Below are 13,774 nucleotides of genomic sequence, written 5' to 3' on the forward strand. Positions count from 1 at the left end.
CAGTTTATGGCTGCTGACTGAGCAGGGTCTCCATGGCGTCCGGGTCGGGAATCAGGAATTCGCGGCGACTGCGACGCTCCAGCATCCCCTCCTTGATGAGGTTGTTCAGCAGTGACGAAGCGGTCTGCCGGGTGGTGCCGATCAACAGGGAGATCTCCTCCATATTGAGATCGCACTCGAAGGCCACTCCCTCACCTTTGGCTTGTCCACGCTCCTTGGCCAGGGCCAGCAGGAACTCCACTAGGCGGTACTGCACATCGTGGAAGATGATCCCCTCTATCACATCCAGGGTCCCGGCCAGAACCTGCCCCAGGATGCCGGTCATCACCAGGGAGACTTCGGGAAAGCGCACCACCTCCTGACGAAAGCGGGAGACACTGATGGCCAGAATGGTGCTCTCCCGGGCCGCCTGGATCAGCATCCGGCTGTGGGTGCTGAAGATGTCGCCCGGCTCCAGGAAGGAGAGGGTAAACTCCCTGCCCTCATAGGAGAGGTAGAGCCGAAGCCGCCCGGACACCAGGACAAACACCTCGCTCTCCTCGTGACAGGCCTGGTCCAGCAAGCGCCCCCGCGCCAGTTGACGGCAGTGAAAACCGGAAAGAAACCCCTCGTACTTGGGCTTTTTCAGCAACTCGATCATGTTGAACCGGGACAGTTTCATCTTGGAGTACATCCGGTCCTCCCTCCCTTCAGGTTTCAGATCCCCACACTATCTTTCCGTGCAGGAGATGCAGGGGTCGATGCTGTTGACCATCAGCGGGACATCCCCCACCTTCTCACCAGTCATCATGGTCTTCAGGGCATCCCAGTTCGGGTAGCTGGGCACGCGCCACTTCAGGCGCTCCGGCCGGTCTGAACCATCGGTCTTCAGATAGTAGATCAGCTCCCCCCGGGGGGCTTCGCTCTTGGCAATCGCCTCCCCCGCCGGGATCACCGGCAAACCGCTGATGGCGGTGGGCCCGGCAGGCATCCGCTCCAGGCACTGGCGAATCAGATCCAGGGCCACCAGCACCTCGTCCAGACGCACCATGGCCCGGGACCAGACGTCGCCGCCGCTGCGGGTCTGAATCTGCATATCCAGCTGATCATAAACCGCATAGGGCGCCTGAACACGAACATCGTACGCCAGTCCAGAGCCCCTGGCCACAGGTCCCACCAGACCATGATGCTGCACATCCTCCAGGGACAGCACCCCGACGCCCTGAGTCCGGGACAACACGAAGTGATTGGAGCCGTAGAGGTCGCGGATCTCCTCCACCGCCGGCACTAACGTGTCGATCTGGGCCAGCAGCCATCGGGTCTGTTCGCCATCCACATCGTACTTGACGCCGCCGATGCAGTTGGCCCCCAGGTCCATGCGGTTGCCGTAGATGGTCTCCTTGACGTCCTGCATCACCTCCCGGGTCTCCAGCACATGCATAAACAGGGAATCAAACCCGATGATGTGGGCCATGATCCCCACATTGAACAGGTTGGACGCCACCCGCTTCACCTCGTCGGCGATCACCCTCAGGTACTGGCCCCGCAGCGGCACTTCGATGCCCGCCAGCGATTCCAGCGCCATGCAGTAGGTGGTGGGGTGGCTGTTGGAGCACAGGGAGCAGAGCCGCTCGGTCAGGGTGATGTTCTGGTAGAAGTTACGTTTCACCGCCAGGTACTCCAGGCCACGGTGAACGTGGCCGGCGGTGATCTCCAGATCGCGGATGGTCTCCCCCTCCACCTCCACCTTGAAGTACATGGGCTCCTCCAGGGCCACATGCAGCGGCCCTACCGGGACTTTGTATCCACTCATCAGTTCTCTCCTCGGCTGGTCATGATCTTCTCCCACAACGACTTAGTGCTGGCGGCATTCACCAGATCCGAGTAGGGGATGAAGCGCTGCAATACGGCGGGGTCGATGCTCTCATCGATAAACAGCCGCCGCGGATTGGGGTGCCCGGTCACCTCAATGTCGTACAGCTCCATAAACTCCCGCTCGTTCCAGTCGGCGTTGAGGAACACCGGCGTCATTGAGGGGATCACCGCCCCCTGCTCCGGCAGCACCACGGTGGCGGTCACCGTGGAGCCGTCCAGGTCGAAGTGGTAGGCGATCTCCAGGTTGGGCGACACCTGGTAGGCGGTGATGGTGCTCAGCCGGCCCCCCAGCACCTTGACCAGCCGGGCAAACGGCAGCAACTGCTCCGCCTGCTCCAGCCTGGCCCAGGCGACACTGACCCCCTTGGCGTCCGTGGTCTGGGTCCAGGACGCCGGCTGTGCCAGGGTATTGCCCAGGCTGGCGGCGAAGCGTTGAAACATGGGGTTCATAGCATCTCTCCTTTGGTGAGCTGTTGGGCGGAGCGGGCACGGCGGCAGTCCGGGCAGAGCGTGGCCAGGGTGCGGATATCCCCATTGCTGCCCGCGTAGGCCCGCCCCAGCAAACTGGTGGTGGTCTGGGTGATCTTCCTGCCGCATTCGCCACATGGCAGACGGGGGATCAGATCGTGCTCCACCATGGTGTATTTCTGCGACTGATGGTGCGCCAGGTGCCAGTCCTCGGTCAGCCGAATCGCCCCGGGAATGCAGTAGTGCTGGCACAGGCCGCAGAAGGTGCAGCTGTTGTGCCAGACGGTGAAGGTGGTGCCCTCTTGCGTTTCCTCGAATCGAATGGCTCCACCGGCACAGACGTGCTCGCACATGCGACAGGCACTGCAGCGGCTGGCGTCGAAGCGGATGCGTCCACGCAGTCCTTTCGGCGTAAAGGTGTCGCCGAAGGGGAAGGGATCGGTAGAGGGTCCCTTCTTGAGGTTCTGCCAAAGCAGTTTCAGTATCTTCATGACGCCTCCTGCAGCCGTTGCTTCCAGATCTCGATGGCCTGGGCCACCCCCTCGAGGATCGCCTGGGGCCGGGGTGGACAGCCGGGGATGTTCACGTCCACATCGAAGTAACGGTCGATGGGACCCTCGATGGCGTAGCTGTCACGAAACACCCCGCCACTGATGGGACAGATCCCCACCGCCACCGTCACCTTGGGATCGGGGATCTCCTGATACACCCTGAGCACCTTCTCTTTGACCCGGGCGGTGAGGGGACCGGTGATCAGCACGATGTCCGCGTGCTTGGGGCTGCCGCAGTACTGGCAGCCGAGGCGCTCCACATCGAATCTGGGGATGCAGGCGGTGGTGGCCAGCTCCACATCACAGCCGTTGCAGGAGCCGGCATTGATCCGGTACAGCCAGGGCGAGCGCGCCGCCACGTTGGAAAACAGAGCCATGATTACCCCCTTAGAGAGCCGAGCAGCACCAGCGCCAGGCTCAGCACACCGAGCAGCTCGGGCCACTTGAAATAGAACAGGAATGCCTGGTCGATGCGCATCCGACCCACCGACGCCCGAAGCAGGGTTTTGGCCAGCAGAAACAGCACCAAGCACTTGAGCAGATGGGCGGCCAGGGCGGCGATGCCGGTCAGGGCTCCTGGCCAGAACAGCACCACAGCCAGGCTGAACACCACCACGGTTTTGAGGGTGGACATCAGCTTGAACATCGCCAGGGCCGGCCCGGAGTACTCCAGCAGCGGCCCCTCGAGCAGTTCAGACTCCGCCTCAGGCACGTCGAAAGGCGGCACGCCGAGGTTGGCGGGAATGACACTGAGAAACGCCAGCAGCGCCGGCCACAGCCAGGGGTTGGTCACCAGGCTGCCGTTGGCCTGCTGCCAGGCGATGATCTCGGTCAGGCTGAGGCAGATGACCCCACCCTGGGCAACGCCAACGTGGATGGCCACACTGAGCAGCACCAGCAGCAGCGGCCCCTCATAGGCCAGCATCATGCTCATCTCCCGTGAGAAGCCGATGGCACCGAAGGTGGAGCCGGAGACCGAGCCGCTGAGCATGATCACCACCGCCGGCACCGCCAGCAGGTAGAGCAGCACCAGCATGTCCCCCAACTGGGCCGGCGGCTGATACCAGCCGGGCACAGGCACCAGGGCCAGGGCCACCGCCATGGCGCAGACGCCGGCGGCAGGCAGATAGAGAAACAGCGCCGCAAAACTGCCCTGGGGCACCATGGAGTGCTTTCGCATCAGCTTGGCCACGTCATAGAAGGGCTGCAGCAGCGGCGGTCCTACGCGCCGCTGCAGGCGGGCCAGCAGGATGCGATCCACCCCCTTGGCCAGCAGCCCGATAACCAGGCCGGCGGTCGCCACCACCATCACCCAGATGGGGAGCAGCAGGGACTCAAATTGATTCATGATTCTCTCCGTTTAAAGGGTCCGGCCAGAGCGCGCAGCAGCGCTTTGGGGGATTCGTAGAGGGCGGCGGCGCCCATGTGGCTGTCCGCATCGCTCAGGTCCTCGACGCCACAGGCGTGATGGTGAATCGCCACTCGCTGGGGGGCGCTGAGGCGATAAAATCCCCAGCAGGCCAGGGCCGGCAGCAGCAGAGACAGGGTCAGCAGCCAGGAGGACCAGCCTCCGGGCAGCGGCCCCCACAGGCTCACCTGAGGTGCGGTCATCCCCAGTGAGGTGACGATGGCGGCAATGGGCACCAGCGCCAGACCGGGGAAGAGTCCCAGACCCAGGCAGGCAGCGGCGGTCAGCACCATGGGCCAGGCCATGGAGGTCGGGGCCTCTTTCAGGTGTGCCAGCCCAGGTGAAGGCCGTCCCAGGAAGGCCACATGGGCAAACTTGAGCACCGCCGCCAGGGTGAACAGGCTGGACATCAGGGTGGCCAGGGCAAACAGGTAGTGGCCGGATTGCAGGCTGGCCTGATAGATAAGCCACTTGGAAGCAAAGCCATTGAGCGGCGGTATCCCCGCCAGCGACAGCCCGGCGAACAGGAACAGGCCGAAGGTCAGTGGCATCTGCCGTCCCAGTCCGCCCAGGTCATCCAGGCTGTGCAGGTGCGCCTGGGCCAGAATCACCCCGGCGCCCATAAACAGCAGGTTCTTCAGCAGCATGTGGTTCACAAAATGCAGCAAGCCGGCGCTGATGCCCAGGGGGGTCAGCAGGGCCAGGCCCAGCAACACATAGGCCAGCTGGCTGACGGTGCTGTAGATAAGCAGCCGCTTGATGCCGGTCTGGATCATCGCCATCGCCCCGGCCCCCAGCAGGGTCACCGCCGCCACCAGGGCCACCAGGAAGGCGGGCCAGGGCAGGCCTTGCACCTCGCCGAAGCGGGCCGCCAGGGTGGTGATGCCGATGGCTCCGAAGAACTTGAGCATGCCGAAGGGGCCACTCTTGAGCAGCACCGCCGAGATGTAACCACTGACCGGCGTCGGCGCCGTCGGCGGGTGCATCTGCACATCGATGCGCAGCGGCAGCTGGGCGGCCTTCATCAGCAGCCCCGCCAACACCAGCACCAGGGCGGAGGCGCTCCAGGCTAGTGGCATCGCCTCCAGCCTCTGCCCCAGCCCTTCGAACGCCAACTCACCTGAGGGGGCCGCCAGCATCACTGTCCCCAGGAACAGGCAGCTGGCCCCGGCCAGATTGAACATCAGGTATTTGAATCCCTCATCCAGGGCATCGTCGCTCTCCTCGTGGATGATGGCGAAATAGAGGGCCCAGCTGCTCATTACCTCCCAGAACAGGAAGAAGTTGAACAGATCGCGGCTGGCACAGATCCCCAGCAGGCCGCCAATCATCAACAGGAAGAACATCAGGAACCTGGGCAGGCTGTGACCGTGGGCCATGTAGCCCTTGGAGTAGGCCAGGCTCAGCAGTCCTACGGCGGCGATCAGCAGGGCGAACCACCAGGAAAGCGGGTCAAACTGCTGGGAGTGCTGCAGCACCATCACCAAAGACAGCGCCATCACCGCCAGGGCAACAGGCACCGCCAGGGCGGGCACCCGCTTACCCAGCAGATACACCGCCGGGGCGCCGATGCAGGCCACCAGCGCCGCCCAGGACCACTCCAGCGACAGGGAGAGAAGCTCGCCCCCCGCAGGGGAGAGCTGCGCCACCACCGGCTGAACCAGACCCAGCACCGCATCGGGGAACAGCCCCGCCGCCAGCACCAGAGCCGCCAGCAGCAGTTGCGGCAACAGCATCCCGACGGGGGCTTCGGTTGCCTCCGTCTGAGCCGGGGTGAAGAACAGCACCCGGAAGATGCGCAGGTAGTAGACGGCGCCAATCAGGCTGCCCAGCAGGATCACCACCGGCAGCACCAGGTTGCCCTGGTCAACGGCGGCGTAAATCATCAGATACTTGGAGAAGAAACCGCTGAATGGCGGAAGCCCCATGATCGCCAGCAAACCGACGGCCAGACAGGCCCCGGTGATGGGCATCCGCCGGCCGGCGCCGGCCAGATCGGCCAGGGTTTTGCTGCCATAGCGGTAGATGATGGAGCCGGCACAGAGAAACAGCAGACTCTTGAAGATGGCGTGATTGAGCAGATGAGCCAGGCCTGCGGTCAGGGCCAGGTAGCTGGCCAGCCCCAGCACCGCGGTGATCTCACCCACCTGGGCCAGGGTGGAGAACGCCAGCATCCGCTTGAGATCCGGTTCGCGCAGGGCCGCCAGTTCACCGTAGATCAGGGTCACCGCACCCAGCAGGGTGATCACCAGTGGAATGGAGAGGGCCCCCTCCCCCGCCAGCCGCGACAGGGCGGCGGACCCGAACACCAGAAACAGCAGCTTCAGGATGCCGTACAGGCCCACCTTGGTGAGGATGGCTGACATGGGTGCGGAGATGGAGGAGGGTGCCACAGGATGGGCATCAGGCAGCCAGCCATGGGCGGGCCACAGCCCCGCCTTGACCCCCAGGCCCACCAGGAAGCAGGCGAGGATCACCAGGGCCTCCCCAGGGGGCAGCTGCCCGGCCGCCGCAGCCAGCTGGGCAAATTCGAAACTGCCCAGGTTGGCGTGCAACAGCAGGATGCCGAAATGCATGATGTAGGCGCCGCCGGCGCACATCAGAAAGTACTTACGTCCCGCCTGCAGCGCCTTGGGAGTGCGGGGGTGGATCACCAGCAGATAGGAGGTCCAGGTCATCAGCTCCCAAAACAGGTAGAAGTTACCCAGATCCGTTGCGGTGACCACCCCCAGCAGGGAACCGAGCATCAGCAGCAGGAAGAAGTAATAGAGGTTGGCCCTGGGGTCTTTGCGCATATAGGGGCCGGAGTAGACGCAGACCACCAGCATCACCAGCATCACCAGGGCGATGATCACGGCGAACAGCCAGGAAAGGCCATCGGCCATGGGCAGCTGCCAGGCCATCACCAGGGTGACGGCGGCCACCGCCTGCACCATCAGATCCCGCAATCTGGGGCTGAAGTGCCCCAGCAGGAACACCCCGAAACCACTCAGGTAGGGCAGCAGCACCAGGGCCTGCCAGGGGGACTCGAACCTGGGCATGCCATGGCCCTCAGTCAGGCCGTTGAGGGCACCGACCCAGTGCAGCAGCGGCTCGGGATCCAGGCTCAGCAGCACAGTAGTCAGGGCCGCGATCAGCATCAGCAGCAGACTGGCCGCCCCCTGCCCCGCCTCGCTCAGCACCGGACGGCTGGCCGGGGCACCGAAACAGACTTTGTGGATCACCGTCACCGTGTAGATGGCCGCCACTATCCCCGCCAGGGTGGCGGTGACCGCCAAGGCCCAGTGGCCCTGGTCCACGGCGGCGTACAGGATGATGAACTTGCTGAAAGCCCCCTTGAAGGGGGAGAGCCCCATCACCGAGAACAGGCCAAAGCCGAACATCAGCCGGCTCAATGGCATCTGGGGCGCCACCTCGGCCACCCGGTCCAGGCGGTCGCTGCCGGCGGCCCGAATCAGCCGCCAGGCCGCCAGGATCACCAGCAGCCGCATCACCGCCTGCAGGGCCAGATGGAACCAGGCGCCAGTCTGAGCCAGGGGCTCGCCCAGCCCCAGGCCCATGATCAGGTAGCCCAGCTCGGCGGCGGTGGCGTAGAGCAGCAGCCTGCCAAGACTGGCTCGGTTGCGCAGGGCCCACAGCTCCCCGAGCAACAGCAGCCCGGCACCCAGCCAGGCCAGAATGGAAAACTCTCCCATGGTCATCCTCATCTTGTTGTCGTTGTCAGGCCCACTCTAGGCCTGAGCGGTCACCCCATCTGTCAGCGGGCTGACAGGGGGCAACCCGAATTCAGAAAACGTTGCGCCCATCACCCTTTGGGTGAAAAAAAGGGGCGCCTCTGCGCCCCGGTTCAGGGTGTCAGCCGCTGCTGCAGCCAGCTCAGCCAGGCGGCCATCCCCTCGCCGCTTTTGGCGGAGATGGGCAGGGTCTGCTCCTCCAACCCCAGGGTCTTGAGGTAGTGCTCGGCCCCCGGAAGGCTGAAATCATCGAAATGGGCCAGCAGATCCAGCTTGGTGATCAGCACCAGGTCTGCCGCGCGGAACATCACCGGATACTTGGCCGGTTTGTCCTCCCCTTCGGTGACCGACAGCAGCACCAGGTTGAGGTGCTGCCCCAGATCAAACCCGGCCGGGCACACCAGGTTGCCGACGTTTTCGATGAACAGCAGATCCAGCTCATCCAGGGGCAGGCTGTGCAGGGCGTCGTACACCATGTGGGCGTCAAGGTGACAGGCCATCCCTGTGGTGATCTGCACCACGGGCACCCCCTTGGCGGCGATGCGCTGGGCGTCGTTCTCCGTTTCCAGATCCCCCTCAATCACCCCGGCGCGAATCCCCAGCGCCTTGAGCTGCTCCAGGGTCTCCTCCAGCAACCGGGTCTTGCCGCTGCCCGGAGAGGACATCAGGTTGATGGCCAGAATGTTGTGACGCTCCAGGTGCTCCCGGTTGTGCGCCGCCTGGTGGTCGTTTTCGTCCAACAGGCCGGTAAGAAGCTGCACCGCATCGCCGGGCCGGTGCAGGTGGCCTCCGGGTTCCACCAGGTGTTGATTTCCCGGTGTCAGGTTACAGCCGCAGTTGTTGCACATGGCCGCCTCCTCACTCTTGTTCGGTCTGTTGAGGCACCCGCGACAGGGTGCGGTTCAGGGCTTCGCCGGTGCAGCGCATCTGCTCCACCACCTCCAGCAGGGAGTCCGCCAGTTCCGCCAGCTCAAAGCGAATCAGCTGCTCGCGCCAACGCTCCATCTCGCTGATGTGGGCCTGGTTGTGCTCCTCCCAATGGGGCAGCAGGGTGTGGATACGCTGGATCAGTTGCTGCTGCGGGTTCATGGGGCCTCCACCGGCTCTAAGTGGATCTGACCCTGCATCATGTCCAGCAGGGTGATGCGGTAGCCCGCCAGTGTCCTGGGGGCGTCAAACAGGGTCTCCAGGCTGAGGCCGGGGGGGATCACCTCCACCCGGCTGACCTGGGAGACCTCCTCCCAGCCATGGGCGTGTTTGATTCGGGCGGTGAAGTTACACATGGGTCAGCTCCTGTTGCAGTTGAGATTGGATGGCGGCGGCCTGAGCCACAAAGGGGCCCTGACAATCGAAGGGGGCCAATCCCTGGCGGTCGGCGGCGCGCAGGGCTTCGCTCCAGCTGAGGTGCCCCAGCAGCCTGCGCCCGGGCCCCAGCCGCTCACGAATGAAGGCCAGATCCTCCTCGCCCTGAACCTTGCCCGCCACGAAGGCTACCCGGGCGATGCCCAGCTCCCTGGCCAGGGCTTCCGCCTGTTCGGCGGTCTGCAGGCTGCGCTGGCCCGGCTCCACCACCACCAGCAGCATGTCCACCGCCTCGGCGGTGCCCCGCCCCAGGTGTTCGATGCCGGCCTCCATGTCCATCACCACCCACTCGTTCCCCTTAACCAGCAACTGGCGCATCAGGGCGCGCAACAGGGTGTGTTCTGGGCAGACGCAGCCGCCACCGGCTTGCTCGACACTGCCCATCTTCAGCAGCTTCACTCCCTGATGCTCCAGGGCGAAACGCTCCGGCAGATCCGCCACCGACGGATTGAGCTTGAACAAGCCGCTGCCGTTGGCGCCGGTGCGCTCCTTGGCCAGGGATTTCATCTGGGAAAAGGGGACCAGCCCGGCCGCCCGCTGTGCGTCGATGCCGACGGCTCCCGCCAGGTTGGCATCCGGGTCGGCGTCCACCGCCAGCACCTTGAAACCCTGCTTGGCCAGGCCTCTGGCCAGCAGGCCCGCCAGGGTGGTCTTCCCCACCCCGCCTTTGCCCGTTATGGCAATCTTCATCGCTTCTCTCCTTAGGGGGAGGCACGCCTCCCCCAGTCTCGGATTACAGGCCCAGTGCGGCGCGCTTACGGCGAATCACCTCCACCAGCTTGTCGCCGGCGGCATCCGGGTCGGTCTCCACCAGGAAGTAACCGCCAAACAGCTGCTCGGCCCCCTGGGTCATCAGATCGGTCACCACCTGGGAACCGGTCACCTGAGGCATGGTGCCCAAATGTGTCGGCAGCCCCAGGGCCACGGACCAGGAGGCGATGGCTACCGCCTTCTCCGACATCGCTTCCGGTGCCGAAGCCACCAGAGGCAGATCGCTCAAGTCCAGATCCAGACGTTTCGCCAGGGCGGTCGCCAGGGAGACGGCGCGGCTGTTGTCCACACAGGAGCCCATGTGCAGCACCAGGGGCAGAGGTCCGCCCAGGCCGGCGGCTTCACCGATGGCGGTCAGCACCGCCTTGAGCCCGTCACCGGCGTAAGCCTCGGTGGCCTCCTGATTCATCAGGCCATTTTTGGCAAAGGCCCCTGCGCCGCAGCCGGTGGCCAGCAGCAGTACGTTGTTGGCGGCCAGCTTCTCGGCAATTTTCTGGTAGCTGTTGTCCTGAACGCTCTGGGTGTTGTTGCAGCCGGCGAACAGGGCAATACCCTGGATGTTGCCGTTGGTGAGGTTATCCAGCAGTGGCTTGAGCGGATCCTCGGCGTCCACCTTGGACAGGGCCTCCACCACCGCTTCGGCGGAGAAGCCCACCACGGCGGTGCGCTTGATGTCGGGGATGTTGATCTTCTTGGGATCCCGGCGGCGGAAAGCGTCGATGGCCAGGCGAATCACCTGGGAGGCGTTCTCCCGGGCGTCCTCCTCGCGGAAGGGCACATGACGGGCCCCCTGCATCTTGTTGTCCCCCATGGTGGTGATCACCTCGGTGTGGAAGCAGTCCCCCACCTGGGGCAGTGACGGCATGATGCACTGCACGTCCACCACCATGGCGTCCAGGGCGCCGGTGAGGATCGCCATCTCCTGGCTGAGGTAGTTGGTGGCCAGGGGCACGCCATGGCGCATCATCACCTCGTTGCCGGTACAGCAGATGCCGACGATGTTGATCCCCTGGGGGGCACCGGCGGCGATCGCTTCCTGATTCAGCTCGTCGGCCATCTCACAGATCACTTCACTGAGCAGGGGGTTGTGGCCATTGACGGCGATGTTGACCGCGGCGGCGTTGATCACCCCGATGTTGGCCTCGGTCACCACAGGGGACGGGGTACCGAACATGGCATCGGAGAGTTCGGTGGCCAGGGTCATGCCATTGAAGTCCGCCAGGGCCCCCTTGACCCCACCCAGGAACAGGTTGGTGGGGTCGGCGTCGCAGCCGATGTGAGTGCGGGCCATGATCTGGGCCACGGTGGCGTCGATGTTATGGGGCAGAGCGTGCAGAGACTCCAGCTTCTCCAGCCGCTTGGGCGGCAGGCTGGCCTGGATCCAGCGACATGGCGTGTCATGGTCCTGGTTCTGATAATCCTCCAGGGTCAGGGTGGCCACCTCGTGAGCCAGGGAGAGGGTATCCCGGCCGGCGGTGTCGATGCCCAGTCGCTGGGCCAGAGCCTCCAGTTTCTTGGGATCGCGAATGGAGTACGCAGGCAGCTCGCCTTTGCCTACCCGCTGCATCGCCAGGGCGATGTGACGGCCGTGCTCGGAGTGGGCGGCGGCGCCGGCGGCCATCATCCGCACCACGTTGCGGGCGGCGATGGTGTCGCGGTTGGCGCCGCAGATCCCCTCACTGGGGCCATCGCCAAAGGGGTCGATGCGACAGGGCCCCTTCCAACACACCCGGCAACACAGACCCAGGGAGCCAAAGCCGCACTGGGGCTGCTGCGCCTGATGACGGTCGAATACGGTGGCAATCCCCTCACGCTCTGCCACGGGACAGAGGGCGGCAACTGCCTGATCTACAGATTTCACTTTAATTTCCATCAGGGTTTCCTCAGTGTCAGGGTCATGTGTTTCTGGGATTGGGCCAGCTCTTTGGCCCGGGCCTGGATCAGTGCCGTACGGTAGGCTTTCATCTCCACCAGACGGATCGCCTTGGTAGGACAGGCTTCGACACAGGCTGGGTCACTCTTACCGGTCTGTGCCCGCCAGTCACGGCAGAGATCGCACTTGAGCGCCACCCCCTGGTTGTTGCTGCCGTCAGCCTGGCGATGACCGTCGCGACGCACCGTGATGGCACCGAAAGGACACACCATGACGCACAGCTTGCAGCCGACACAGCTCTCCTCGGTGATCTGCACCTGGCCATCCTGCTGACGACAGGCGCCGGTGGGGCACACCATGGTGCAGGGGGCGTTTTCACATTGACGACACTGCATGGGCATCATCACCTGATCGCTGACCACCACCTTGGTGCGGGAGTGCAGGGGCTTGCGCTCGCGCACCGCCTCCACCAGACTCCCGCCACCGTGGGCCACCGCGCAGGCAAGCTCACAACTATGACAACCCAGGCAGCGCTCTGCGTCGGCATAGATGATGACGTTTTCCGTTTCTCTCATAGCTTTCGCCTTCTTCAGATCTCAAAGCTCTCAATGAACAGCTCCTCGCCCTGAGTCAGTTGCAGCGACGTACTGTCACAGCCGGGACAACGGAAACAGAACCGCCGCACCTGAAACGACTCAGAACACTCGAGGCAGGTGGCCCGGGCCTCCACGGTGTCGATCACCAGTTCCGCCCCCTCCAGTACCGTGTCCCTGACAAACATCTCGAAGCAGAAACGCAAAGAGTGGGGTTCCACCGCCTTTAATCGACCCACCTTGAGGGTGACCCGGCTGACCGAGTCCACCCCAAGCTCTGAAGTACGGCTCAGCAGTATCTTCACCAGCCCTTGGGTTAAAGCCGCTTCATGCATCACCGTGTCTCCTGAACAACGTTGGGTTCACAGGCATGAAACCCCAGGGGGAATGGGATTACTGTCGGCTGGATGACAGCTGGGCTGAGGGAGGAAAAAAGTGGGATCCTGCGCAGACGACAGGCAAAAAAAACGCCGGCGGATGCCGGCGTGGAGAGGGGGTCAGCCTGAAATCAAGGCTTCTTGTGAGCCACCTTGTACTTGTGGCAGTCGATGCAGGTCTTGCCCATCTTGTCCATCTTCTGGTGCATCTTGGCGGCCACCTTCTTCTGCTTGTCGAAGTTCATCCGCTCCACATCGTGACAGGTGCGGCACTCACGGGAATCGTTGGCCTTCATCTCGGCGATGATGCGGGCAGCGCCATCTTTCTTGTAGGCGAGGAACTCGTCCTTGGTGGTGATCTCGCCCTTGAGCTCCAGGTAGACCTCCTTCATGGCGGAGATCTTGCGGATCATCTTAGGCACGAACTCCTTGGAGACGTGGCAGTCGGCACAGTTGACCACCATGCCGGAGGCGCTGGTGCCGTGCTTGCTCAGGGCCACCTCTTCGGCGGCAAAGGAGGGCACATGGCAATTGACGCAGAAGGCGTCACTGCTGGTGGCGTGCAGCACGGTGTTGAAACCCACGGTACCCACGGCACCCACGGCCACCGCCAGGAAGGCGCCCAGGGGAATACCCAGTAACCACTTGGACTTAGGCTGCTTCCACAGTTTGGACCAACCGGATTCTTGTTGGTTGTTGTTCATCTCTCATCCTCAAAAAAACAGCGCCGCCTCAAAGGGAGGCGGCAAGATAAAATCGGTGTGAGCAAATTTTAATGAGGGT

At 63.8% G+C, this 13,774-nt stretch carries 15 protein-coding genes; all 15 read right to left on the minus strand.

The genetic code is table 11. The features are described 5' to 3' along the window. Positions 1 to 4: 4 nt before the first annotated feature. The 15 genes from QUE41_RS14990 to QUE41_RS15060 all read right to left on the minus strand — a co-directional run bounded on the left by QUE41_RS14990 (position 5) and on the right by QUE41_RS15060 (position 13,695). Complete coding sequence (locus QUE41_RS14990) at positions 5 to 673, minus strand: Crp/Fnr family transcriptional regulator (protein ID WP_286339815.1); 669 nt, start codon at positions 671 to 673, stop codon at positions 5 to 7. 36 nt (positions 674 to 709) lie between these two features. Continuing rightward, entirely contained in the window at positions 710 to 1,792 is a 1,083-nt protein-coding gene (locus QUE41_RS14995; protein WP_286339816.1) for a hydrogenase large subunit, read from the minus strand. After that, positions 1,792 to 2,304 carry an NADH-quinone oxidoreductase subunit C gene (locus QUE41_RS15000; protein ID WP_286339817.1) on the minus strand — a complete coding sequence of 171 codons (513 nt, stop codon included), beginning with the start codon at positions 2,302 to 2,304 and terminating at the stop codon, positions 1,792 to 1,794. Before QUE41_RS15000 ends, QUE41_RS14995 begins: the two co-directional genes overlap by 1 nt. After that, a complete protein-coding gene (locus QUE41_RS15005) occupies positions 2,301 to 2,813 on the minus strand; it encodes a 4Fe-4S dicluster domain-containing protein (RefSeq protein ID WP_286339818.1) in 513 nt (170 codons plus the stop codon). The genes QUE41_RS15000 and QUE41_RS15005 overlap by 4 nt, the downstream gene beginning before the upstream one ends. Continuing rightward, on the minus strand, positions 2,810 to 3,250 hold the full coding sequence (locus QUE41_RS15010) for an NADH-quinone oxidoreductase subunit B family protein (RefSeq protein ID WP_028108805.1): 441 nt from the start codon (positions 3,248 to 3,250) through the stop codon (positions 2,810 to 2,812). The genes QUE41_RS15005 and QUE41_RS15010 overlap by 4 nt, the downstream gene beginning before the upstream one ends. A 2-nt stretch (positions 3,251 to 3,252) precedes the next feature. Continuing rightward, a complete protein-coding gene (locus QUE41_RS15015; RefSeq protein WP_286339819.1) occupies positions 3,253 to 4,221 on the minus strand; it encodes a respiratory chain complex I subunit 1 family protein in 969 nt (322 codons plus the stop codon). Next, positions 4,218 to 7,976: a proton-conducting transporter transmembrane domain-containing protein gene (locus QUE41_RS15020; RefSeq protein ID WP_286339820.1), complete on the minus strand. Its 3,759-nt coding sequence runs from the start codon at positions 7,974 to 7,976 to the stop codon at positions 4,218 to 4,220. The genes QUE41_RS15015 and QUE41_RS15020 overlap by 4 nt, the downstream gene beginning before the upstream one ends. Positions 7,977 to 8,128: 152 nt before the next feature. Further along, positions 8,129 to 8,863, minus strand: a complete 735-nt coding sequence (gene hypB, locus QUE41_RS15025; RefSeq protein WP_286339821.1) for a hydrogenase nickel incorporation protein HypB — start codon at positions 8,861 to 8,863, stop codon at positions 8,129 to 8,131. Between the two features lie 10 nt (positions 8,864 to 8,873). Beyond that, the gene (locus QUE41_RS15030) at positions 8,874 to 9,104 is read right to left on the minus strand and encodes a DUF8180 domain-containing protein (protein ID WP_286339822.1); all 231 of its coding nucleotides are present in this window, start codon (positions 9,102 to 9,104) and stop codon (positions 8,874 to 8,876) included. After that, positions 9,101 to 9,298, minus strand: coding sequence for a CooT family nickel-binding protein (locus QUE41_RS15035; RefSeq protein WP_028108801.1), 198 nt, complete (start codon positions 9,296 to 9,298; stop codon positions 9,101 to 9,103). Before QUE41_RS15035 ends, QUE41_RS15030 begins: the two co-directional genes overlap by 4 nt. Beyond that, positions 9,291 to 10,067 carry an ATP-binding protein gene (locus tag QUE41_RS15040; protein WP_286339823.1) on the minus strand — a complete coding sequence of 259 codons (777 nt, stop codon included), beginning with the start codon at positions 10,065 to 10,067 and terminating at the stop codon, positions 9,291 to 9,293. Before QUE41_RS15040 ends, QUE41_RS15035 begins: the two co-directional genes overlap by 8 nt. A gap of 43 nt (positions 10,068 to 10,110) precedes the next feature. Beyond that, positions 10,111 to 12,021: an anaerobic carbon-monoxide dehydrogenase catalytic subunit gene (cooS, locus tag QUE41_RS15045; RefSeq protein ID WP_286339824.1), complete on the minus strand. Its 1,911-nt coding sequence runs from the start codon at positions 12,019 to 12,021 to the stop codon at positions 10,111 to 10,113. Then, on the minus strand, positions 12,021 to 12,596 hold the full coding sequence (locus tag QUE41_RS15050) for a 4Fe-4S dicluster domain-containing protein (protein WP_286339825.1): 576 nt from the start codon (positions 12,594 to 12,596) through the stop codon (positions 12,021 to 12,023). The genes cooS and QUE41_RS15050 overlap by 1 nt, the downstream gene beginning before the upstream one ends. Before the next feature lie 14 nt (positions 12,597 to 12,610). Then, entirely contained in the window at positions 12,611 to 12,949 is a 339-nt protein-coding gene (hypA, locus tag QUE41_RS15055) for a hydrogenase maturation nickel metallochaperone HypA (RefSeq protein WP_286339826.1), read from the minus strand. 173 nt (positions 12,950 to 13,122) lie between these two features. After that, the gene (locus tag QUE41_RS15060; RefSeq protein ID WP_286339827.1) at positions 13,123 to 13,695 is read right to left on the minus strand and encodes a NapC/NirT family cytochrome c; all 573 of its coding nucleotides are present in this window, start codon (positions 13,693 to 13,695) and stop codon (positions 13,123 to 13,125) included. Positions 13,696 to 13,774: the final 79 nt, after the last annotated feature.

The sequence above is a fragment of the Ferrimonas sp. YFM genome (assembly GCF_030296015.1).
Lineage (GTDB): Bacteria > Pseudomonadota > Gammaproteobacteria > Enterobacterales > Shewanellaceae > Ferrimonas.